This is a genomic window from Aeromonas sp. 19NY04SH05-1 (assembly GCF_040581895.1).
Classification (GTDB): Bacteria; Pseudomonadota; Gammaproteobacteria; order Enterobacterales; family Aeromonadaceae; genus Aeromonas; species Aeromonas enteropelogenes.
This window is the reverse complement of sequence record NZ_CP095328.1, coordinates 2871417-2893796: the sequence shown is the minus strand read 5'-3', so window position 1 is coordinate 2893796 and position 22380 is coordinate 2871417. Positions and strand designations below refer to the sequence as shown.

18 protein-coding genes are annotated in these 22380 nt (G+C 60.9%); 7 read left to right on the top strand and 11 right to left on the bottom strand.

Annotated features, from left to right (window positions below; genetic code table 11):
- Position 1 precedes the first annotated feature (1 nt).
- A complete protein-coding gene (locus MRK42_RS13215) occupies positions 2-1327 on the bottom strand; it encodes a Na+/H+ antiporter NhaC family protein (RefSeq protein WP_042028590.1) in 1326 nt (441 codons plus the stop codon).
- A 331-nt stretch (positions 1328-1658) separates the two neighbouring features.
- On the opposite strand from MRK42_RS13215, the gene dapB reads away from it, so the two are divergent.
- The 4 genes from dapB (at position 1659) to leuA (ending at position 9647) form a co-directional block, all read left to right on the top strand.
- A complete protein-coding gene (gene dapB, locus MRK42_RS13210) occupies positions 1659-2471 on the top strand; it encodes a 4-hydroxy-tetrahydrodipicolinate reductase (RefSeq protein WP_338610398.1) in 813 nt (270 codons plus the stop codon).
- Positions 2472-3112: 641 nt separating this feature from the next.
- Positions 3113-4249 carry a glutamine-hydrolyzing carbamoyl-phosphate synthase small subunit gene (gene carA / locus MRK42_RS13205; protein ID WP_017780751.1) on the top strand — a complete coding sequence of 379 codons (1137 nt, stop codon included), beginning with the start codon at positions 3113-3115 and terminating at the stop codon, positions 4247-4249.
- A gap of 16 nt (positions 4250-4265) precedes the next feature.
- Positions 4266-7490 (top strand): carbamoyl-phosphate synthase large subunit, encoded by a 3225-nt coding sequence (gene carB / locus MRK42_RS13200; RefSeq protein WP_338610395.1) that lies wholly within the window; start codon positions 4266-4268, stop codon positions 7488-7490.
- Positions 7491-7988: 498 nt separating this feature from the next.
- Positions 7989-9647, top strand: coding sequence for a 2-isopropylmalate synthase (leuA, locus tag MRK42_RS13195; RefSeq protein ID WP_338610393.1), 1659 nt, complete (start codon positions 7989-7991; stop codon positions 9645-9647).
- A gap of 65 nt (positions 9648-9712) precedes the next feature.
- Here the strand turns inward: leuA and MRK42_RS13190 are convergent, their stop codons facing one another.
- Positions 9713-10741 carry a sterol desaturase family protein gene (locus MRK42_RS13190; RefSeq protein WP_338610391.1) on the bottom strand — a complete coding sequence of 343 codons (1029 nt, stop codon included), beginning with the start codon at positions 10739-10741 and terminating at the stop codon, positions 9713-9715.
- 241 nt (positions 10742-10982) lie between these two features.
- Between MRK42_RS13190 and MRK42_RS13185 the strand changes: the two genes are divergently transcribed.
- Positions 10983-12143, top strand: a complete 1161-nt coding sequence (locus MRK42_RS13185) for a DUF1615 domain-containing protein (protein WP_338610389.1) — start codon at positions 10983-10985, stop codon at positions 12141-12143.
- Positions 12144-12213: 70 nt separating this feature from the next.
- Here MRK42_RS13185 and MRK42_RS13180 read toward each other — a convergent pair whose 3' ends face one another.
- The 4 genes from MRK42_RS13180 to MRK42_RS13165 form a co-directional block, all read right to left on the bottom strand.
- Positions 12214-12831 (bottom strand): Type 1 glutamine amidotransferase-like domain-containing protein, encoded by a 618-nt coding sequence (locus MRK42_RS13180; protein ID WP_216992617.1) that lies wholly within the window; start codon positions 12829-12831, stop codon positions 12214-12216.
- Positions 12832-12868: 37 nt separating this feature from the next.
- Entirely contained in the window at positions 12869-13729 is an 861-nt protein-coding gene (locus MRK42_RS13175) for an NERD domain-containing protein (RefSeq protein WP_338610387.1), read from the bottom strand.
- Positions 13730-13768: 39 nt separating this feature from the next.
- Positions 13769-14230 carry a hypothetical protein gene (locus tag MRK42_RS13170; protein ID WP_124238808.1) on the bottom strand — a complete coding sequence of 154 codons (462 nt, stop codon included), beginning with the start codon at positions 14228-14230 and terminating at the stop codon, positions 13769-13771.
- A 187-nt stretch (positions 14231-14417) separates the two neighbouring features.
- Positions 14418-15371, bottom strand: coding sequence for a hypothetical protein (locus MRK42_RS13165; protein ID WP_338610384.1), 954 nt, complete (start codon positions 15369-15371; stop codon positions 14418-14420).
- Between the two features lie 280 nt (positions 15372-15651).
- On the opposite strand from MRK42_RS13165, the gene MRK42_RS13160 reads away from it, so the two are divergent.
- Complete coding sequence (locus MRK42_RS13160; protein WP_338610382.1) at positions 15652-17625, top strand: methyl-accepting chemotaxis protein; 1974 nt, start codon at positions 15652-15654, stop codon at positions 17623-17625.
- Between the two features lie 69 nt (positions 17626-17694).
- Positions 17695-18570, top strand: coding sequence for an OmpA family protein (locus MRK42_RS13155; RefSeq protein WP_185377951.1), 876 nt, complete (start codon positions 17695-17697; stop codon positions 18568-18570).
- Positions 18571-18633: 63 nt separating this feature from the next.
- Here MRK42_RS13155 and gloA read toward each other — a convergent pair whose 3' ends face one another.
- From gloA to rsxD, 5 genes are all read right to left on the bottom strand, one after another.
- Positions 18634-19047 (bottom strand): lactoylglutathione lyase, encoded by a 414-nt coding sequence (gloA, locus tag MRK42_RS13150; protein WP_026458785.1) that lies wholly within the window; start codon positions 19045-19047, stop codon positions 18634-18636.
- Positions 19048-19197: 150 nt separating this feature from the next.
- Positions 19198-19839: an endonuclease III gene (gene nth, locus MRK42_RS13145; protein WP_338610375.1), complete on the bottom strand. Its 642-nt coding sequence runs from the start codon at positions 19837-19839 to the stop codon at positions 19198-19200.
- A gap of 14 nt (positions 19840-19853) precedes the next feature.
- Complete coding sequence (locus MRK42_RS13140) at positions 19854-20606, bottom strand: electron transport complex subunit E (protein WP_224211625.1); 753 nt, start codon at positions 20604-20606, stop codon at positions 19854-19856.
- Between the two features lie 26 nt (positions 20607-20632).
- Positions 20633-21265: an electron transport complex subunit RsxG gene (gene rsxG / locus MRK42_RS13135; RefSeq protein WP_042028608.1), complete on the bottom strand. Its 633-nt coding sequence runs from the start codon at positions 21263-21265 to the stop codon at positions 20633-20635.
- A 40-nt stretch (positions 21266-21305) separates the two neighbouring features.
- A complete protein-coding gene (rsxD, locus tag MRK42_RS13130) occupies positions 21306-22358 on the bottom strand; it encodes an electron transport complex subunit RsxD (protein WP_338610373.1) in 1053 nt (350 codons plus the stop codon).
- Positions 22359-22380 lie beyond the last annotated feature (22 nt).

Below are 22380 nucleotides of genomic sequence, written 5' to 3'. Positions count from 1 at the left end.
ATCAACGCTGGCGCATCTGGTGCTTGATGAACACTGCCGCCAGGGCGGCCAGGGCCAGTGCCATGGGGTAGAAGCTCATGCTCACCACCGACAGGGGCGAGAGCGCGAAGATGGAGCCGAGCAGCAGCGCCTGGGCTCCCCAGGGGATAAGCCCCTGCACCACGCAGGAGAAGATATCCAGCATGGAGGCGGCGCGGCGCGGGGTGACACCGTGGTGCTCCGCCAGATCCCGGGCTACCTTGCTGGCGACAATAATGGCGACCGTGTTGTTGGCGGTGCAGAGGTTGGTAAGGCCCACCACCCCGGCAATGCCCAGCTCGGCCGCCTTCTCGTTCTGCTCGCCACTGTGCTCCCGGGTGAAGCGGGCGATCAGGGCCGCGATGCGGGTGCTGATCCAGGCCAGCCCCCCCTGGCGCTCCATCAGGGCGCCGAGGCCGCCGATCAGCATGGAGAGCAGGAAGATCTCCTGCATACCGGTAAAGCCCTGATAGATGTCCTTGCTGAACTGGCCAAGCTCATAGCCGTTGAACAGGCCGACGAGGCCGGCGGCCAGAATGCCAATCCCCAGCACCACGAACACATTCACCCCGGCCAGGGCCAGACCCAGGATCAGCAGGTAGGGCATTACCTTGAACAGCTCGATGGCCGTGTTGCTGGCAGGGGCCTCGCCCACCGACCCCAGGGTCAGATAGAGCAGGATCACGCCGATGGCGGCAGGGGCGGCGATTTTGACGTTCTCGCGGAACTTGTCCTTCATCTCGCAGCCCTGGCTACGGGTCGCGGCGATAGTGGTGTCGGAGATGATGGAGAGGTTGTCGCCAAACATGGCGCCGGAGAGGATGGTGCCCGCCATCAGTACGGGGTCGATGCCGGCGGCCTGGGCGACGCCGAGCGCCACCGGGGCGACGGCACCGATAGTCCCCATGGAGGTGCCCATGGCGGTGGCAATAAAGGCAGAGATGAGAAAGAGCCCTGGCAGCAGGAACCAGCCCGGGATCAACGACAGACCGAGCGCGACCGTGGCATCCACCCCGCCGGTGGCCTTGGCCACGCTGGCAAAGGCGCCCGCCAGCAGATAGATGAGGCACATCGCCATGATGTTGCTGTGGCCGACCCCCTTGAAGAAGGTCTCGAGATTTTTGTTGAATCCCTCTTTGCCCAGCATCAGGGCCAGCATCACGGCGGGCAGGGCGGCGACGGGGGCGGGCAGTTGGTAGAAGGCAAACTCGACCCCTTGCAGGGTCAGCCAGGTACCGGTACCGATAAAGAGGGCGAGAAAGACCAGCAGGGGCAGCAGGGCCTTGGCACTGGGTTGAGTCTGGATCATGTGTTCCTCTGAAATTGAACAATGACCTCCTGTCGTGTGCTGTTTTGTGCCGAAATCTGAAGCGAATAGGGGAAAAACAGGGGGGCATCCTGCCCCGGTTGGGGGGTCTACAGTAGTGAGTCAAGGTTAATGGGTCAAGATGGACGTCCAGATGGATAGGGGTTTTTATCAGGGGATTTTGTACATCGGTACGAATCCGTCAAATATTCGGTTTTATTTAAATATCTCGTTGTTTTGTCGGGTGTGAGCCCGGGCCCACACCGGGCTTTTCAAAGGCAACGCGGGCTGGTAAAACGGTCTCTTTCCTTAATAAAGAGAAGAGAGGGTGGAGATGGACAATCCGATCCGTGTGGCCGTGATGGGCTGTAATGGTCGTATGGGCAAGGTGCTGCTGGAAGCCATTACCAATGCCGAGGGGGTAGTGGTCGGTGCGGCGCTGGAGCGACCGGGTTCCGCCGTGATAGGGCTGGATGCCGGTGAGCTCAACGGACTGGGTCATCTGGGGGTGACGATCAGCGACAGCCTGGACAAGGTGCGTGACGATTTTGATCTCATCATCGACTTCACCCGTCCCGAAGTGACCCTGGCCAACCTGGCCTTCGCCCTGGCCCACAACAAGCGGATGGTGATCGGCACTACCGGCTTCGACGAGGCGGGCAAGGCGGCCCTCAACGAAGCGGGCAAGGAGATCGGCATCGTGTTTGCCTCCAACTATTCGGTGGGCGTCAACCTGGTGTTCAAGCTGCTGGAGCAGGCCGCCAGGGTGATGGGGGATTACACCGACATCGAGATCATCGAGGGGCACCACAGACACAAGGTGGATGCACCGTCCGGCACCGCCCTCTCCATGGGAGAGGTCGTGGCGAAAACTCTGGGCCGCGATCTCAAGGAGTGCGCCGTCTATGGCCGCGAGGGGATCACCGGCGAGCGGGATCGCAACACCATCGGCTTTGCCACCATTCGCGCCGGCGATCTGGTGGGAGAGCACACCGTCATGTTTGCCGACATCGGCGAGCGAGTGGAGATCAGCCACAAGGCCTCCAGCCGTCTTACCTTTGCCAACGGTGCCGTGCGGGCGGGCAAGTGGCTCAGTGACCAGCAGGCCGGTCTATATGACATGCAGGATGTACTGGGCCTCAAGTAACACACTCTTTATCCCCCCGCTCTGCCGGGGGGATTGCTCGTCCACTCCCACTTTATCTACATAAATAGGCTTTATGGTCGCTTTATTGCTTGAATCGCTATAAATTCTCACTATTCTCGCTGCCCCCCAATTTTCCCTCCCCGGATTGTCATCGGCTCGTGACGACATTGCGGTCAAAAATCCCCCTTTTAGCCATTTTTTTACATTCACCAAAACGGACTAAAAATGCAAAGCGAGAAAAACGTTTTCTGTGTGTTATGAAAAATCTTCTTCGATTAAATACGCGATATCAGGCCAGGTTTATTTTTTTGTTTTTTTTTAACTTGCTGTTTTTATTGTGGTTAAACTTGGTTTCTGTGTCTATCGGCGCATTGGGTGTTGCTTTTGGTGGTGGTTTTTCATTTTCTTTTGATGGTGGGGGTTGCAAAGGCAAAAAGTGCATAGATAATGGGTAATGTTGCTTGTTTATTGAATTTAGATGCATTTCGTCAGAGAAAAGACGTTGAAATGCCACTTTTTTTAAGTAGAATGCGCCCAATTTGCCAGAAATCTGCCGGGTTCGAGTCCTGTCTAAGGCCGGAACCGAGCCCGCAACACCCAGGTAAATTGCTGAATTTAAAGCTAAATAACTGGAGGTTGTCTTGAATCACACTGCATTGCTAGTGCTGGAAGATGGAACTGTGTTCAAAGGCGTGTCGATAGGCGCCGAGGGATGTTCCGTTGGTGAAGTGGTTTTCAATACGTCGATGACGGGCTATCAGGAAATCCTCACCGATCCCTCTTATTCCCGTCAGATAGTCACCCTCACTTACCCCCATATAGGCAACACCGGCACCAACAGCGAAGATGAAGAGTCCAGTCAAATCCACGCTCAGGGATTGATCATCCGGGACCTTCCGATACTTGCCTCCAATTTCCGCAATCAGCAATCCCTCTCCGATTACCTCAAGTCCCACAACATCGTTGGCATCGCCGACATCGACACCCGCAAACTGACCCGCATCCTGCGCGAGAAAGGCGCCCAGGCCGGCTGCATCCTGGCGGGTAAGCAGATAGATGAAGGGTTTGCCCTCGAACAGGCGCGCGCCTTCCCCGGTCTGAAGGGGATGGACCTGGCCAAAGAGGTCACGGTTGGCGAGGCGTACAACTGGACCGAAGGCAGCTGGCAGCTTGGCAAGGGGCACGTCACCCCGGATGCCGACCAGCTCAAATACCACGTGGTGGCCTACGACTTTGGTGTCAAGCGCAACATCCTGCGCATGCTGGTGGACCGCGGCTGCCGCCTGACCGTGGTGCCGGCCAAGACCCCGGCTGCCGAGGTACTGGCGCTGAACCCGGATGGCATCTTCCTCTCCAACGGCCCAGGTGACCCCGAGCCGTGCGACTATGCCATCGAGGCCATCAAGACCTTCCTTGATACCAACACCCCGGTGTTTGGCATCTGCCTGGGTCACCAGCTGCTGGGTCTCGCCTCTGGCGCCAAGACCGTCAAGATGAAGTTTGGCCACCACGGTGCCAACCACCCGGTGAAGAGCCTGGACGACAACACAGTGATGATCACCGCCCAGAACCACGGCTTCGCAGTGGACGAGAACAGCTTGCCGGAGTGCCTGCGCGCCACCCATGTCTCCCTGTTCGATGGGTCCCTGCAGGGTATCCATCGCACCGACCGTCCGGCCTTCAGCTTCCAGGGTCACCCCGAAGCGAGCCCGGGCCCGCACGACTGTGCCGGTCTGTTCGACCACTTTATTGAATTGATTAAGCAGTATCGCGCCTAAGAGGATAAAGAGAGCCATGCCAAAACGTAACGACCTTCAGAGCATCCTGATCCTCGGCGCCGGCCCCATCGTCATCGGCCAGGCCTGCGAATTCGACTACTCCGGCGCCCAGGCGTGCAAGGCCCTGCGCGAGGAGGGCTACCGCGTTATCCTGGTGAACTCCAACCCGGCCACCATCATGACCGACCCGGAGATGGCCGACGCCACCTACATCGAGCCCATCACCTGGGAAGTGGTGCGCGAGATCATCAAGAAAGAGCGCCCGGACGCCATCCTGCCCACCATGGGCGGCCAGACCGCACTGAACTGCGCGCTGGATCTGGAGAAGCATGGCGTGCTGGCCGAATTCGGCGTCGAGATGATCGGTGCCACCGCCGACGCCATCGACAAGGCCGAAGACCGCTCCCGCTTTGACAAGGCGATGCGCAGCATCGGCCTGGAGTGCCCGCGCGCCGGCATCGCCCACAACATGGAAGAGGCGTGGAAAGTGCAGGCGGAAGTGGGCTTCCCCTGCATCATCCGCCCCTCCTTCACCATGGGTGGCTCGGGTGGCGGTATCGCCTACAACACCGAAGAGTTCGTCGAGATCTGCGAGCGCGGTCTGGATCTGTCGCCGACCAAGGAGCTGCTCATCGACGAGTCGCTGATCGGCTGGAAAGAGTACGAGATGGAAGTGGTGCGGGATCGCAACGACAACTGCATCATCGTCTGCGCCATCGAGAACTTCGACCCCATGGGCATCCACACCGGTGACTCCATCACGGTCGCGCCAGCCCAGACGCTGACCGACAAGGAGTACCAGATCATGCGCAACGCCTCCATGGCGGTGCTGCGCGAGATCGGTGTCGAGACCGGCGGCTCCAACGTCCAGTTCGGCATCAACCCGAAAGATGGCCGCATGGTCATCATCGAGATGAACCCGCGGGTGTCGCGCTCCTCCGCGCTCGCCTCCAAGGCGACCGGCTTCCCCATCGCCAAGATCGCCGCCAAGCTCGCCATCGGTTACACCCTGGACGAGCTGATGAACGACATCACCGGCGGTCGCACCCCGGCCTCCTTCGAGCCGGCCATCGACTACGTGGTCACCAAGGTACCGCGCTTCAACTTCGAGAAGTTTGCCGGCGCCAACGACCGTCTGACCACCCAGATGAAGTCCGTCGGCGAAGTGATGGCCATCGGCCGCAACTTCCAGGAGTCCCTGCACAAGGCCCTGCGCGGCCTCGAGACCGGCAAGACCGGCTTCGACCCCATGGTCGACCTCAATGCCCCTGACTCCCTGACTCGCATCCGCCACGAGCTGCAGGATGCCGGCAGCGATCGCATCTTCTACATCGCCGATGCCTTCCGTGCCGGTCTCTCCATGGACGGCGTGTTCCGCCTGACCAAGATTGACCCCTGGTTCCTGGTGCAGATCGAAGAGCTGGTCAAACTCGAAGAGCAGGTGAAAGAGCGCGGCATGGCCGGTCTCGATGCCGACTTCCTGCGTGCGCTCAAGCGCAAGGGCTTCGCCGATGCGCGTCTGGCCAAGATCCTCGGCGTGGCCGAAGGTGAAGTGCGCAAGCTGCGTGCCCGCCACAACATCTTCCCGGTCTACAAGCGGGTCGATACCTGCGCGGCCGAGTTCGCCACCAACACCGCCTACATGTACTCCAGCTATGACGAGGAGTGCGAGGCCAACCCCACCAACCGCGACAAGATCATGGTCATCGGTGGCGGCCCGAACCGTATCGGTCAGGGCATCGAGTTCGACTACTGCTGCGTGCACGCGGCCCTGGCCCTGCGCGAAGACGGTTACGAGACCATCATGGTCAACTGCAACCCGGAAACCGTCTCCACCGACTACGACACTTCCGACCGCCTCTACTTCGAGCCGGTGACTCTGGAAGACGTGCTGGAAATCGTGCGGGTCGAGCAGCCCAAGGGTGTCATCGTCCAGTACGGCGGCCAGACCCCGCTGAAACTGGCTCGCGCCCTGGAAGCGAACGGCGTGCCGGTAATTGGTACCAGCCCGGATGCCATCGACCGCGCCGAAGATCGCGAGCGCTTCCAGTCCGCTGTGGAGCGTCTGGGTCTCAAGCAGCCTGAAAACGGCACCGTCACCGCTCTGGAGCAGGCCGTTCTGCTGGCAGAGCGCATCACCTACCCGCTGGTGGTTCGTCCCTCCTACGTGCTGGGTGGCCGCGCCATGGAAATCGTCTATGACGAACAGGATCTGCGCCGCTACTTCGCCGAGGCAGTGAGCGTCTCCAACGAGTCGCCTGTGCTGCTGGACCGCTTCTTGGACGACGCCACCGAGGTGGACGTGGACGCCATCTGCGACGGCACCGACGTGGTCATCGGCGGCATCATGGAGCACATCGAACAGGCCGGCATCCACTCCGGTGACTCCGCCTGCTCCCTACCGCCCTACACCCTGTCCAAGGCCATCCAGGACGAGATGCGCGAGCAGGTGCGGAAATTGGCCCTGGAGCTCGGCGTAGTGGGCCTGATGAACGTGCAGTTCGCGGTGAAAGACAACGAAATCTACCTCATCGAGGTGAACCCCCGTGCCGCCCGTACCGTGCCGTTCGTCTCCAAGGCCACCGGCGCGCCACTCGCCAAGATCGCCGCCCGCGTCATGGCCGGTCAGAGCCTCAAGAGCCAAGGCTTCACCAGCGAGATCATCCCGCCTTACTACTCCGTGAAGGAAGTGGTGCTGCCGTTCGCCAAGTTCCCGGGTGTCGACCCGCTGCTGGGGCCGGAGATGCGCTCTACCGGTGAAGTGATGGGGGTGGGCAGCAGCTTCGCCGAAGCTTACGCCAAGGCCCAGCTGGGTGCCGGTCACCAGGTGCCGCGCGAAGGTCGCGCCCTGCTCTCCGTGCGCCACGGCGACAAGGAGCGGGTGGTCAACCTGGCTGCCAAGCTGCTGGAGCTCGGTTATGACCTCGACGCCACTCATGGCACCGCGGTCACCCTGGGTGAGGCGAGCATCAACCCGCGTCTCGTTAACAAGGTGCACGAGGGGCGCCCGCACATTCTGGATCGCATCAAGAATGGCGAGTACACCTACATCGTCAACACCGCCGAGGGTCGTCAGGCCATCGAGGACTCCAAGCAGCTGCGTCGCGGCGCCCTGCAGCACAAGGTAGCCTACACCACCACGCTGCACGCGGCCTTCGCCACCTGCATGGCCATCAGCGTCGATGCCACCGCCAACGTGAACTCGGTGCAGGAACTGCACGAGAAGGTGAACAACCGCTAAGGTGCGGACACGGGCAGGAGACTGCCCAGTGAAATGCACGCAAGACCCCGCCAGCGATGGCGGGGTTTTTTATTTCCCGCGCGCCAGCCAGATGAAGGTGCCATGCAGAATAACGAATAACAGGGCGAGGGGAGGTGAGACTAACCCTTAATAAAGGGTCTTAGTTGACAAATATTGCCAATCTAGCGGCAAGTAAAGCAATCTTCGCAATCTCTCGCCCTCCCGGCCTCCCTATACTGGGTACTCATACAAACAAGGTCGTCTGCACCGACATGCCCCCGGGCCCCCTGGGTATAGTGCGAGAGGATCGAGGCCCGCGGCTTATCCGGCTGCAGCGGCCGGCCCCGGTGACCGACCGGGGCCACCGGAAAACCGGTCGCGGGGTTACCGCCGCGCGACTCGTCAGGGCCGGCGTTACCGCGCCAACCCGCTTCCCCTCCTTGCCCCGCCCGTTGTCAGTCGCCCGGCGCCTCGCATATCAGCCAAGGGAATCAGAATATGAGCTTCGATCATCGCAAATACCGCCGTGCCCCCGTGATCAATCTGGCGGATCGCCAGTGGCCAAACCGGGTGCTGGAGCGGGCGCCGCTCTGGTGCGCAGTGGACCTGCGCGACGGCAACCAGGCGTTGGTCGAGCCCATGACGGTGGCCCAGAAGCTGCAGATGTGGGCGCTGATGACCTACATCGGCTTCAAGCACATCGAGGTGGGCTTCCCGGCGGCCTCCCAGCCCGACTTCGACTTCGTGCGCGAACTCATCGAGCGAAACCTCATCCCCGATGACGTCACCATCCAGGTGTTGGTGCAGGCCCGGGAAGATCTCATCGCCCGCACTTTCGAGGCCCTCAAGGGGGCGAAGCGGGCCATCGTCCACGTCTACAACTCGGTCAACCCGACCCAGCGCAACTATGTGTTCAACACGGATCGCGACGGGGTCAAGGCTATCGCCGTGCAGGGGGCGCGCTGGGTGCGGGAGTACGCGGCCCGCAACCCGGGGACGGAGTGGAGCTTCCAGTACTCGCCGGAGAGCTTCAGCAGCACCGAGGTGGAGTTTGCCGTCGAGGTATGTGACGCCGTCATCGACGAGTGGCGCCCGGCGGCTCGCCCCATGATCCTGAACCTGCCCGCTACGGTGGAGGTGAGCACCCCCAACGTGTTTGCCGATCAGGTGGAGTGGTTCTGCCGCCACCTGAAGGCGCGCCCCGAGGTGAGCATCTCCATCCACACCCACAACGATCGGGGCTGCGGGGTGGCCGCCGCCGAGCTGGCGGTGCTGGCGGGGGCGGATCGCATCGAGGGCACCCTGCTCGGCAACGGGGAGCGCACCGGCAACATGGACATCGTCACCATGGCCATGAACCTCTACAGCCAGGGGATCGATCCCGAACTCAACCTCTCCGACATGGATGCCATCGTCGCCACCGTGGGGGCCTGCACCCAGATTGCCCTGCACCCGCGCCACCCCTATGCCGGCGAGCTGGTCTACACCGCGTTTTCCGGCAGCCACCAGGATGCCATCCGCAAGTCTCTGGCGGCGGAGAAGCCGGATCACTACTGGGACGTGGCTTACCTGCCCATCGACCCGGCCGATCTCGGCCGTAGCTACGAGGCGGTGATCCGCATCAACAGCCAGTCCGGCAAGGGAGGCGTCACCTACCTGCTGGAGCGCGACCTCGGTCTGCAGCTGCCACGCTGGCTGCAAATAGACTTCAGCCGCCGGGTCCAGGCCGAGGCGGAGGCCAGCAGCAGTGAAATCAGCCCGGAGCAGATCCGTGCCCTGTTCGAGCGCCACTATCTGGCGCCCGCCCACGGTTATCGGGTGGGCCGCTTCCAGCTTGGTTGCGACAGCCAGGAGAGCCTGCGCCTGGAGTTGCAGACCCCGGCGGGCACCCTGCAGCTGTGCGGTGAGGGGGAGGGGGCCATCACGGCCCTGGTCAACGGCTGGCAGCGCCACACCGGCATGCACATCGACGTGCTCGACTACTCCGAGCATGCCCTCACCGCCGGCACCGAGTCCCGCGCCGCCGCCTATGTGCTGCTGAGCGTCGAGGGTATCCGCATGTGCGGGGTGGCCGTGGGTCGCGACGTGGTCAATGCCTCTTTGCAGGCGGTGATCAACGGCGCCGCCCAGCACCAGGCCCTGCGCCGGAGTGCCTGAGCCAGCACGCCTCTTCGCCCATAAAAAACGCCACCGCAAGGTGGCGTTTTTTATGGCTGTCCGGCTCAATCGGCCAGGGCATTGCGCCCGCGCGGGCGGGGCAGGGCGCGCCACAGCTTGCGTGCGGTCACTAGGAAGGGGCGCAGGATTAGCGCGCTCAGGCGGCTGTAGCGCTCGTTGTCCCTGGGGCCGACCCCGAAGGAGAGGGGCTCGGGCTGGCTGCTGGTCACATAGAGGGTGCCAAACCACCAGTCCCAGAGCGAGAGGTTGGTGCCGAAGTTGTGGTTGAAGTGGCGGGGATCCCGGCTGTGGTGGATCTGGTGCTGGGCCGGGCTGTTGAAGATGTGTTCGAGCACGGGACCAAACGAGAGCCAGACATGGGTGTGGCGCAGGTTGGCGGCCAGGGAGTTGAACACCAGCACCAGATAGCTCACGCCAAACAGGGTGTAGGGGCGCACGGTGCCGCCACACAGCCAGTAGAAGGCACCGGCGTAGAGGGCGAGACAGCTCCCCTTGACCAGCATCTCGCACAGTTTTTCCACCAGATGGATGCGGCTTGCCGTCGGTGGCACCATCACGGTCGCGCTGTGGTGCACCTTGTGAAACTCCCAGAGCCAGCGGCTGTGGAAGGCGCGGTGCAGCCAGTAATGCACCAGATCGCTGATGAGGAAGACGCCCAGACCATAGAGCATCATCAGCCAGCTCGCCTGGGCCAGCCGGGGGCGCTCACCCCACAGCCGGGTCAGGGCCGACTGGACATCTTCCGCTTGCAGCAGCCAAGGGTGGAGCAGGGCCAGGATCGGCAGGATCAGCGCCACATGGAGCAGCGCCCGCACCAGATAGTATTGGTAGTCGAGCAGGGCCGATGGGTGCAGCCAGACGGCCCGGCCCCCGAGAAAACCGGCAAAGCTGCGGGCGTCGGGATTTCCCTGGCGACGTCGATAGCGATAGAGGATGTAGGCGACCGTGCCCGAGACCAGCAGGAAGGGGGCCCCCAGGCGCCCGTTGAAATCGAGCAACCCGGTGAGGCAATGCCAGAGCGGCGTGATCAGCCACTGCTGCACGGGGTCAAAGAGAAGGGTCAGTCTGTCCATGGGGTCCATACCGTGAGCGTCCGGGCGGCGGCATTCTAAATGTAAATCACTCTCGATAAAAGCTTATCAATGGGCCTTTGTCACCCTGGTTTGCGAGGGGATGACGGCAGGGGCTGTCAGGCGCAATAGAACGCCGCGGCCATCGGGCTTTAGCCTTGTGGATCAATCCTCTACAATGAGCGACCATTTGCGCGCCCGCCACTGGCCGGGTCTGCGCCCAGCCCCAGTACCGGATGCCTCGATGACGTTTTCACTATCCTCAATCTCTCCTGCCGTGCGCGCGTTGCCGCTGTTTGTCACCCTGCTCCTTGCGGGCTGCGCCAGCGACCTGGGAGCCCCTGCGCAGGATGCGGCGGCCATCGCCAAGTTGCCCAAGGCGATGCAGCCGCGCAAGCCGGCCGATATGAAGACCCGCATCGTGCGCTTTCTGCCAAGACAGGTGCCGGACAAGCAGGGGTGGGCCAACGACGTGGTGACGGCCCTCACCAGCCAGGGACTCACAGTCAGTGATCACAACGTCTGCTCAGTGCTGGCGGTGGCGGAGCAGGAAGCCACTTACCAGGCCGATCCCGTAGTACCCAATTTAAGCAAGATCGCCTGGAAGGAGATCAACGCCCGTGCCGGCAAGCTGCTGATCCCGGAGTTTGTGGTGCGCACGGCCCTCTCGATCAACTCTCCCACCGGCAAGACCTATGCCGAGCGCATTGATCGGGTGCGCACCGAGCGGGAGATGAGTGAAATCTTCGAGGACATGATCGGCATGCTGCCCATGGGCAAGCGGCTCTTTGGCAACCTTAACCCGGTGCGCACCGGTGGCCCCATGCAGGTAAGCATCGCCTTTGCCGAGGCCAATGCCCGTGGCTATCCCTATCCCGTCAAGGACAGCATCCGCCACGAAGTCTTTACCCGTCGCGGCGGCATCTGGTTCGGCACCAAGCACATCTTCGGCTACCCGGCCGACTACCCCGACACCCTCTACCGCTTTGCCGATTTCAATGCGGGCTGGTACGCGAGCCGCAACGCCGCCTTCCAGGCCGCGGTCAGCCGCCTGAGTGGCAAGAGCCTGGCCCTTGACGGGGATCTTATTCGCTACAACTCCGACAAGCCCGGCAACACCGAACTGGCGGTCTACAGCCTCGCCAGCCGGGTCAATATGAGCAAAAAGGCCATCAGCCAGAGCTTGCGTCTGGGGGATAGCAGCGACTTTGCCAAGAGCGATCTCTACCACAGGGTCTTCACTCTGGCCGACAAGCAGGCAGGCAAACGGCTGCCCCGCGCCATCCTGCCCGGCATCCAGCTAAAGAGCCCCAAGATCACCCGCAACCTCACCACCGCCTGGTTTGCCAAGCGGGTGGATGACAGGGAGCAAGCCTGCGTCAGAAAGATGGCGACGATCCGCTAGTCGCACCATCAGGATGCTTGTTCGGCCGCTATTTACACGAGTCATGAGGCTTGGTGTGATGGAGGCTGATTTATTGCCCCCATATTTCAACCTTGTCTTCGTTGATGGCAATGACTTGGGTATTGCTGATAGGGCAAAGCGCAATTTTGTCGGACAGGGTTGAAATGATATTGTCTACCGTCTCTTTGAATGGCGCATTTGTATGATGTGGCAGGGGGTAAATTGGAACCAATCCCAATGAGGAAAGTGACCTCAAGTCAGGAGCCGCATCCATATCATCCATCGTTCTCACATAGCCGATGTCAGGTGAGAGCACGATAGAACCCGCCGATTCGCCTATATAGAGTTTTCCCGCCTTGACTTGTTGGACAATGATGTTGTCCGCTCCCGTTCTTTTCAGCTCTTGCAGCAAGAAAAAGGTATTGCCACCAGAGACATAGATGTAGTCATTGCTCTCGATTCTGGCTGATATCTCTTGCGGCATGGCCGTTGAGATATCCAGTACATCTATGCTCATTCCCATCGCCTGAAGAGATTTTTTCGCGTCTTCTACATAGAAATTGATTGTTTCATGGATGCTTGCTGTCGGAATGAAAGTCACCGTTTTGCCTTTGCATGATCCCTTCGTGAACAGAGGGAATAAATCAGCCACGTCTGCGAAAGAGGAAGTCAAAAATAAACGTTTCATTTTTCAGCCCTTGTCATGAAGCGATATGACCCAGCCATTATTTGGCGGGTGAGCAAAGGGGAATGATGTGTCTACACTGCGGATACCCATAGCATCCCCAAAACTGATTTCCTTTATTTTCCCCCCGATTGGCGGTGCGCAGCACCATGGTGTTGCCGCATCTGGGGCAAGTCGGCACCTCAACCCTGTTTGCCTGAGCGGTAGTGGGTGGCGTGGAAGGGGGTGGGCGAGTCGGCTCACTGGCGGGCACAGGCTGGGCGAAAGCCCCGTGGCGTGCCTTGAGTTGTGCCACATGTTGTCTGTGAGTCTGCCAGTTGGCGGCCAGTCTCCCCTGCTGGATGGTATCGACCACCTGAGTAACGTCGGCCTGGGTCAATACCGGCGTGGTTTTATCCTTGATATAGCGAATGATCCCGCGGTTCATCACGTTGTCCGGCATGGGGGTTTTGAAAGTGCAGTCGCCAATAAAATAGATGACGGAGTGAAGCTGGTGGTCCGCCAGCCCCAGCAGGGATCTGAGGGTCATCACATGCAGATGGTTCTGGCGCAGGGGATTTTGAAAGCTGTGCCTGCGACGATAGAGCTGCTGGGTCCAGGTTTTATGGGCAGGATTGCCGAATATCCATCCCTTCATGTTTTTGGTCTCTATCACGAATATTCCGAAGCGGGAGACGATCACATGATCAATCTGGGTCGTGCCCTGCGGGGTGGGCAGGGTCACGTCCTTGAGCAGGTGATATTCCCGCTTGTCGAGAAAGAGCCGGATACCGAGGTTGAGCAAGCCTTCCCCCATCATCCCCTTGAACCAGGGGGTCTTGATCAGGGCGGTAATCAGCAGCAGGGGCAGCAGATACCAAAGCTGGGCCAACAGAGGGGCAATGATGGGAGTGAAGTCCATTTCAACTCGCTTGTCAGGATTGAGAGGTAGCTGCGGGGATCACATCCCGGCAGGTCGGTAAACGCAGTCACTCAAGTTGCCCAGCACAGTCTTGGTGCTCTGTGGAGTGGGAGCGAAGCTGGCCATCTTCTTGTCATCGACATAGACGTCGAATGCGCTGGCCTTGGTAATGACCTCAAGGAAAGAGGCCCAGGCATTATCACCATTGCGCCAGCCCAGTTTTTCCGGCAGCCAGTAGCCGTTGCCATCGATCAGCAGTTCAACCTTGCGGTTATCGGCGGGGGAGAGATCCTGTCCGTTTGCCAGTGCAAAGCTGACGCCGGTGAGGTCACCATTTTCCGAATAACCCACGTCGCAGCTGAGGGTGAAGGTATCTCCCTGCTCATTTTTGATGACGTGCTCCGCGACTCCCTGACCGAAGCCGCCGCTCCAGACATTGGGAATAGCCATAGCGGCCGGGGTCAGCAGGCTGGTGGCCAGCAGCAAGATAATGGAACGCATGGTCTCTCCTGTTCAGATGGGGGGGATGCCCAATTGAACCATCTTAACGATTTCATCAGAATGAATATGTGATTGATTGCACTAACTCGGTGACGAGATTGGAGAATGGCGAGGAATAGAGGGCTGTAGTCCGAGGGTGGGGGGAGACCATAAGCCCTGTAACAGGGCTTGTGAAGAGACGAAAGAGTTAGAAACTCATGGCCAGCCCGACGGAATAACCGCTGGTATGGCGGCTGAACATGTATCTGGCCACCAACCGGGTGCGGGTGACGAAGATATCGTACTTGCTGCTGTCGAGCTCCAGCCCCAGCCCCAACGAGTTGAGGGAGTTGAAGCCGAGCTGGCCGCGCTGCTCCCCGAGATATTCGGTGCGGGCCCCTTCCAGTACATAGCGCAGGGGGCGATCTAGCAGAGTCCAGTCCAGCAGGGGGGCGCGGCGGCGCAGATAGAGCCCGAGGTTTTCCGCTTCGGCAGACCCGCGCACGCTGTGGGAGGTGCCGCCAAAGCTTTGCAGGTGCTGGTAGGAGTAGCGCAGCTCGGCATCGATATCCTGGGCGGGGGAGAAGAGCTCGTAATCGAGCATCATGGAGCCCCCCAGGCCATAGACGTTGAGCTGGCCGCCATCGAGAAAGTCCAGTGAATAGCCCCGGGTACGCTCCAAAAGCCAGCTGCCGATCCGCAGATCGCTGGCCACCACGCCAAGGGAGATGTTGGCGATGGGGCGAAGTACCCAGTGTCCCCCTTGTTCATCCCGGTGCAGGGAAAAATCCCAGCCGACGCCCCCCGAGGCGGTCAGGCTGTTCCAGCGGGTCGGAATGGTGCGGCTCTCGGTGCCATTGCTCATGACGAACTGGGGATCGTAACGACTGAATCCTATTGCCCCCTCCAGATAGACGGGGATCTGGTCGCTCATGGTTGAGCCACCGCCAAACTGGGTCATGGCGAGGGCTACCGACTGGTTGGTGCCGCTGCCGATATTGAGATCGCTGGCGGTGATATCCGGCACGACCGTGTAGGTCATCAGGGCGATCACCGCATTGGCGCGTTCCTGCGCCCGAGCGGGATCCAGCTGGCCTGCATTGGCGGATAGGGCGGGAAGCGCCAGTAAAAGCGGCAGCAGCCAGAGAGGGGAAATATGCATGATGAGGTTCCGATCCGAGACATCCTGTCTTTTGCCTACTGTAACGGGCTTGTGGCCAATGTCACCAGTGGCGAGCTTGCCAATATTTTGATAGTTATCGAATGAAGCTGTTTTACTCTCTCGAATCAACATTCAAGAAGCACCTTGTCATCGCGTCCGTGGCGGCAAGTGCCCTTATCCTGACCCAGGTCAAGGGAGTGGAAAATAGTTGGGTGGGCGCCGGAAAAAGAGAGAGAAGTGAATATAATCAATCAATTGATAGAGAAAACAGGAGCGCGTGATGAACAGACTGGGACTGGCTGGCAAGATGTTGCTGGCAATTTGCCTGCCATTATTGGCGCTGGTGTTTTTCGCTGGCCACTACGTGTACGACCGTTATCGGGTGTCGCAGGAGATGGAGCAGGCCCAGCAGATGCTGGTGCTCGTCAAGAGCAGTGCCCAGCTGGTTCATGAGCTGCAAAAAGAGCGGGGCATGTCGGCAGGGTTTATCGGCTCGGCTGGCAGCAAGTTTGCCGATGCCCTGCCACAACAGCGGGCGGCGGTGGATGAGGCCATCGCCAGATTTCGGGCCGAGGATCAGGGGATCGCCCATGAACAGGCGGATCAGGGGCTGGCCCAGCTGGCCGGGATCCGCGATCAGGTCAGTCAGCTGACCATAGAAGCGCCTCGTCAGGTGGCCTTCTATAGCCAGTTGATCGCCTCCCTGCTGGGGGTAGTTGACGAGATCAGCCTGCGCAGCCGGGATGCAGGCATCGCCCTGCAGACCAACGCCTATGCCGCCTTCCTGCAAAACAAGGAGCGCATGGGGATGGAGCGGGCGACCCTGAGCAACGTGTTTGCTAAAGACAGCTTCATGCCCGCCACCCTGCAGCAGTTCATGTCGCTGCTCGCTTCCCAGCAGAGCTATCTCGAGCGTTTTCGGGCGGTTGCCACGGATGAACAGATAGGGCTGCTCGATACCCTGCTGCAGTCTCCCGTGATGGGGGAGGTCAGCAAGCTGGAGCAGGTCGCCCTCGACAAGATGGCGCAAGGGGGTTTTGGCGTTGATCCCGAACAGTGGTTTGCGGTCAGTACCAAGAAGATCGATCTGCTCAAACAGGGTGAAGATCAGCTCTACCAACAGCTCTTTGAGCGGGTAGCGCAGATGCAGATCAGCAGCCAGCAAAACTTCTGGTGGGGTACCCTGGCGGTGCTGGTCTGTTTGCTGTTGACCTGTCTCATCAGCTGGAAGGTACTGCGGGATCTGCATCTGGGCTTTGTCGCCCTGCACCGCACCTTCTCCCGTCTGGTCAATGAGAATGATCTGACAGTGCGGGTGAACTGGCAGTCCGGCGACGAGCTGGGGGCGCTTTCCCGGGATCTGAACCAGTTCCTGCAACACCTCGAAGGCTTGTTGTGCGAAGTGCGCCGCTCCTGCGATGTGCTGACGCGCAGTGCTTTTGCCTCCAACGAGGTGATCGCCGAAGTCAACGAGGGGGTCGAGCGCGGGGTGGGGCAGGTAGATCTGGTGGCAACCGCTGCTACTGAAATGGCGTCCACCGTGGCCGAGATTGCCCGCAATGCGACCCAGACCTCCCAGGCAACCCAGCAGGCCATCGGCCGTGCCCGCCAGGGGGACAAGGAGGTGGATCAGACCATCGCCGCCATCGCCCAGGTGGCCGATACCCTCACCCAGACCCGCCAGCTGGTCAACAATCTGCATCAGGATACCGAGTCGGCAGTGGAGGCCCTGAGCCTTATCAAGCAGATCTCCGATCGCACCAACCTGCTGGCTCTCAATGCGGCCATCGAGGCAGCGCGGGCCGGGGAGTCCGGGCGAGGCTTTGCTGTGGTGGCCGACGAGGTGCGCACCCTGGCCAACCGTACCCAGCAGGCGGCCGATGATATCGAACAGATGCTCTCCCGCCTGCGTTCTGGCGCCAGCCAGGCGGTAGTGGCCATGCAGTCGGGCAGCGAACAGGCGGCGCTCAGCGTCACCGAGGCGAAACGGGCTGGCAGCGAGCTGACCGATATAGTGGACGAGGTGCGCAAGGTAAGCGAGATGACCGCCCAGGTGGCTACCGCCACCGAGGAGCAGCGCTACGTTACCGACGATATCCAGAACAACATGCTGACCATTCGCGAGGTGTACGAGGCGCATCGCCAGCACTCCGTTACCCTGCAAAAAAACAGCACAGAGCTGGATCAGCTGGCCCGCGAGCTGGCGGGGCGTATCGCCTGTTTCCGGCTGATGGAGCCCCCCGCTTCCCACTGAGCCATTAATACCTAAAGCTTGGCCTGCCCTTGCCGATATCTGAAAAGAGATCGCGTGGAGGGCAGGCAATTGAACGCTTGGGTGTTAGGGTTGGTCAGCATATCAGTGAGTATGCAGTTGCAGGCGGGGGTCACCGAATTCGGTGCCGGCCTGGATCAATCCGTCTGGCGTTTGACCTCTGACAGCCAGATCGAGTGCCGTCTCGAACATCCCATTCCCAACTGGGGCACGGGGGCTTTCGTCAGCCGTGCCGGCCGCAAGATCAACCTCGATTTCGAGCTCAAGGGCAAGCGTCCCCAGGCCCAGACCCAGACGGTAAGCCTCGGCATCATGCCGCCCATGTGGCGTCCCGGCATCGCCGGGCGGGAAGTGAGCCAGCTGCGTTTCTTCAAGCAGTTTGATGGCCTGGTCGACGGGCAGACTGCCTGGACCATGCTGGACGAGCTGGAAGGGGGGCGCATGCCGACCTTTCAATATCGGGACTGGTATCGCCAGAACCGGGCGGTACGGGTCTCCCTCTCTTCGGTCAATTTCCGGGTCAAGTACCAGGCGTTTCTCGACTGTCTGAGCGGCTTGCTGCCCTACAGCTTCAACGACATTGCCTTTAGCGTGCTCACTTACGACAAGAACAGCGATCAGCTCTCCATCTCCTCCAAGCGGCGGCTGGCGATGATCAGCGAGTTCATCAAGGCGGACAAGAGCATCGACGTGGTGGTGATCGACGCCTACAGCGACAGCTACGGCGGCCGCTGGCCGAACCAGAAGCTCTCGGAGAAGCGGGCCGACGCCATCAAGAAGGTGTTCGTCGATCTGGGGCTGGATCCCGGCAAGATCTCGGTAGAGGGTCACGGCGAGAAGCAGCACGTCGCCTCCAACGAAACCGAGCAGGGCCGCGCCAAGAACCGGCGAGTGGTGATCAGCATGGGCCGCAATGGCGAGATTTGAGCACTGCCACAGACATAAAAAAGAGCGCCTTGGCGCTCTTTTTTATCGTCAGCTGACAGGGGATCAGTGGCTGTCGCCCAGTCCCATGCCGGCGTCTTTCTTGGCGATCAGCTCAATCTTGTAGCCGTCCGGATCTTCGACGAAGGCGATGACGGTGGTGCCGCCCTTGACCGGGCCCGGCTCGCGGGTGATCTTGGCGCCGGCGGCGCGCAGGGCGTCACAGGTGGCATAGATGTCATCCGCTTCCAGGGCGATGTGGCCATAGGCGGTGCCCAATTCATACTCGCTCACCCCCCAGTTGTAGGTGAGCTCGATGACGGCTTCATCCTTCTCGTCACCGTAACCGACGAAGGCCAGTGTGTACTTGTACTCGCTGTTCTCGCTCTGGCGCAGCAGCTTCATGCCGAGTACGCGAGTGTAGAAGTCGATGGAGCGTTGCAGATCGCCCACACGCAACATGGTATGCAGAATTCTCATTGCTCAGTTCTCCGGGTAGTTTTCTCTTTGTATTCACACAGGGCTTCGATACGCGAGAAGCCGCTGCCGCAGATGTTCGCGAGCGAGGCCGGTATGGCTGAAGGGCGCAGGAGCCCTGCGGTTCAGACCACCTTGTTCAGGTCACCGGGCTCAGCTCTCCGGGTAGACCTTTTCTTTGTACTCGCACAAGTCTTCGATGATACAGGAGCCGCAGCGCGGTTTGCGAGCCAGACAGGTGTAGCGTCCGTGCAGGATCAGCCAGTGGTGCACGTCCAGCTTGAACTCGGCAGGGACCACCTTGAGCAGCTTCTCTTCCACCTGATCCACGTTCTTGCCCACCGCAAAACCGGTGCGGTTCGACACGCGAAAGATATGGGTGTCGACGGCGATGGTGGGCCAGCCAAAGGCGGTATTGAGCACCACATTGGCAGTCTTGCGACCCACCCCTGGCAGGGCCTCCAGCGCCTCGCGATTTTCCGGCACCTCGCCGCCGTGGCGATCGAGCAGTATGGTGCAGGTCTTGATGACGTTTTCGGCCTTGGTGTTAAAGAGGCCTATGGTCTTGATGTACTCCTTCACCCCCTCCACCCCGAGGGCCAGCATGGCCGCCGGGGTATTGGCCACGGCATAGAGCTTGTCGGTCGCCTTGTTGACGCTCACATCGGTCGCCTGGGCCGAGAGCAGCACGGCGATCAGGAGCTCGAACGGCGAGTTGAAGTTGAGCTCGGTCGTGGGGTGGGGATTGTGCTCCCGCAGCCGCTCCAGGATCTGGCGGCGTTTCTGGTTGTTCATGGCTCCCTCTTGTCTCAGAGCTGGGTTGCCCGCGCTCTGGCGGGGGGCACGCTGCAGTGGGCTATGGTGGCCGACTGCTTTTCGTGGCGCCAGTCGTTGATGGCATTCTTGGCGGCGATGAGCAGCCCCAGACCGATGAAGCCGCCCGGCGGCAAAATGGCCAGCAGCAGGCTGGCATCGGCGTGGAACAGCTCGATGCGCAGGGATTTGGCCCAGTCGCCGAGCAGCAGCTCGGCACCATCAAACAGGGTGCCCATGCCGATGATCTCGCGCATCGCCCCCAGCAGCAGCAGCACCAGGGTGAAGCCCAGCCCCATCATGAAGCCGTCGATGATGGCCAGCAGCGGCGGGTTCTTGGAGGCATAGGCCTCGGCCCGGCCTATGATGACGCAGTTGGTGACGATGAGGGCGATGAAGATGCCGAGCGCCTGATAGAGCCCGTAGGTGTAGGCGTTCATCAGCAGCTGCACGCTGGTCACCAGGGAGGCGATGATCATCACGTAGACCGGGATGCGGATATCTTTCGGCACCCAGTTGCGCACCAGGGAGACGGCGAGGTTTGAGCCGATCAATACCGCCATGGTAGCCAGACCCAGCCCCAGGGCGTTGGTAAAGGTGGAGGAGACGGCGAGGGTCGGGCACAAGCCCAGCACCTGCACTAGGGAGGGGTTGTTCTTCCACAGTCCCTGTACCATCAGCTCCTTGAATTCGCGCTTGCGGTTGTCCGGCTCGGCTGTCGGGACCGTGCCCGTTTCAATCTGTTCCATCTGTGTCATGACGGGATCGACTCCGGTTATTGGGCCGCCGGACAGGCCGGGGCGTTGCTTAGCCATTCGGGATGTTTTTGCTGCAGCGTCAGCAGGTTCTTCACCGCCTTGACCACGGCGCGCGGCGTGATGGTGGCGCCGGTGAAGGCATCGAACTCGCCGCCATCCTTGGTCACCGCCCAGCTGGCCTCGTTGTCCGCACTCAGGAACTTGCCAGCGAAGCTGTTGATCCAGCCCGATTTTTTCAGCTCAATCTTGTCGCCAAGGCCTGGGGTCTCCTTGTGCTCGAGCACCCGCACCGCGCTGATCGTGCCTTTGGCATCGATGCCGACAATCAGGCGGATGGCTCCACTGTAACCGTCCGGCGCTATGGTCTCCAGTGCATAGCCGGTGGCGACGCCCCCCTTGGTGGCGGTATAGAGGGCCTGGGGCTGATCGCTGCCCAGGTATTTGCGGCTGGTCACCAGCTTGCAACTGGCCACCAGATCGTTGTCATAACTTCCCTCAGGCAGCAGGGCCGAGAGGGTTTGCAACTTTTCCCGCTGCTGCTGCTGAGCCACTTTCTCTTTGGTCAATTCGTGGGTCAGCACCACCAGTGCGGTGCAGCCCAGCGCGAACAGGGCCAGGATCAGGCCGTTTTTTCCCATGCTCTTTAACATGACAGGGCTCCGGCGGCGGTGACAAGAGGACGAAGAGAGATCATTTGCGACGGGCTCCATACACTTTCGGGCGAGTCAGGCTGTCGATCAGCGGGACGCAGAGGTTGGCCAGCAGCACGGCGAAGGCAAAGGCATCCGGGTAGCCGCCAAAGCGGCGAATAATGTAGACCAGCACACCGATCAGCACCCCGTAAGCCAGGCGGCCACGGGGCGTGGTGCTGGCCGTCACCGGGTCGGTGGCGATAAAGAAGGCCCCCAGCATGGTGGCGCCGCTGAACAGATGGAAGATGGGGGTGCCGGTGGCATCCGGGCTCAGCAGATAGCCGAGGGTGGCAGAGACCAGCAGGGCGCTGAGCACCGCCACCGGAATGCGCCAGTTGATCACCTTCTGCTGCAGCAGGAACAGGCCCCCCAGCAGGTAGCCCAGGTTCACCCAGCTCCAGCCGATACCGCCCCAGCCTTCAAACAGCGGGCCGCTCAGGATTTCGCTGGTGGTCAGCCCCTGGGTCAGGCCCGTCTTCAGGGTATCGAGCGGGGTGGCCATGGTGAGGCCGTCCACCCCCTGCTTGAGCTGGGCCATGCTGTAGCCGTCGAGGCTAAAACCGGTGAAAATCACCGACAGGGCGTCGCCAAGCCCCAAGTCATAGGCCCGCACGCTCTCTGGCGGCAACCAGCTGGTCATCTGCTCCGGGAAGGAGACCAGCAGCAGCACATAGGCCACCATGGCCGGGTTGAACAGGTTCTGGCCAAGGCCACCATAGAGGTGTTTGGCGATGATGACGGCAAACGCCGTGCCCACCACCAGCATCCACCAGGGCAGCAGTGGCGGCAGGGAGAGGCCGATCAGCACGGCGGTCAGCGCCGCGCTGCCATCCAGCAGGGCGGGCTTGATGGCCCGGCCACGCAGCTTGAGCACCAGCGCCTCGCAGCCCAGCGCGGTCACCAGCGCCAGCAGGATCTGGATAAGGGTGCCCCAGCCGAAGAACCAGGTCTGGGCCAGAAAACCCGGCACGCAGGCGAGGATCACCAGCAGCATCAGGGTTCGGGTCTGTTTGCGGTTATGGGCAAACGGCGCAGTCGCGATATTGAACATGGAGAAGTCGGTTACCTCTGTT

Coding starts and splice junctions, on each gene's coding strand:
- carB (WP_338610395.1), top strand. CDS start 4,266: ATGCCAAAACGTAACGACCTTCAGAGCATCCTGATCCTCGGCGCCGGC.
- leuA (WP_338610393.1), top strand. CDS start 7,989: ATGAGCTTCGATCATCGCAAATACCGCCGTGCCCCCGTGATCAATCTG.
- dapB (WP_338610398.1), top strand. CDS start 1,659: ATGGACAATCCGATCCGTGTGGCCGTGATGGGCTGTAATGGTCGTATG.
- rsxG (WP_042028608.1), bottom strand. CDS start 21,265: ATGTTAAAGAGCATGGGAAAAAACGGCCTGATCCTGGCCCTGTTCGCG.
- MRK42_RS13185 (WP_338610389.1), top strand. CDS start 10,983: ATGACGTTTTCACTATCCTCAATCTCTCCTGCCGTGCGCGCGTTGCCG.
- nth (WP_338610375.1), bottom strand. CDS start 19,839: ATGAACAACCAGAAACGCCGCCAGATCCTGGAGCGGCTGCGGGAGCAC.
- MRK42_RS13170 (WP_124238808.1), bottom strand. CDS start 14,230: ATGCGTTCCATTATCTTGCTGCTGGCCACCAGCCTGCTGACCCCGGCC.
- gloA (WP_026458785.1), bottom strand. CDS start 19,047: ATGAGAATTCTGCATACCATGTTGCGTGTGGGCGATCTGCAACGCTCC.
- MRK42_RS13175 (WP_338610387.1), bottom strand. CDS start 13,729: ATGGACTTCACTCCCATCATTGCCCCTCTGTTGGCCCAGCTTTGGTAT.
- MRK42_RS13190 (WP_338610391.1), bottom strand. CDS start 10,741: ATGGACAGACTGACCCTTCTCTTTGACCCCGTGCAGCAGTGGCTGATC.
- rsxD (WP_338610373.1), bottom strand. CDS start 22,358: ATGTTCAATATCGCGACTGCGCCGTTTGCCCATAACCGCAAACAGACC.
- MRK42_RS13165 (WP_338610384.1), bottom strand. CDS start 15,371: ATGCATATTTCCCCTCTCTGGCTGCTGCCGCTTTTACTGGCGCTTCCC.
- MRK42_RS13140 (WP_224211625.1), bottom strand. CDS start 20,606: ATGGAACAGATTGAAACGGGCACGGTCCCGACAGCCGAGCCGGACAAC.
- MRK42_RS13180 (WP_216992617.1), bottom strand. CDS start 12,831: ATGAAACGTTTATTTTTGACTTCCTCTTTCGCAGACGTGGCTGATTTA.
- MRK42_RS13215 (WP_042028590.1), bottom strand. CDS start 1,327: ATGATCCAGACTCAACCCAGTGCCAAGGCCCTGCTGCCCCTGCTGGTC.
- MRK42_RS13160 (WP_338610382.1), top strand. CDS start 15,652: ATGAACAGACTGGGACTGGCTGGCAAGATGTTGCTGGCAATTTGCCTG.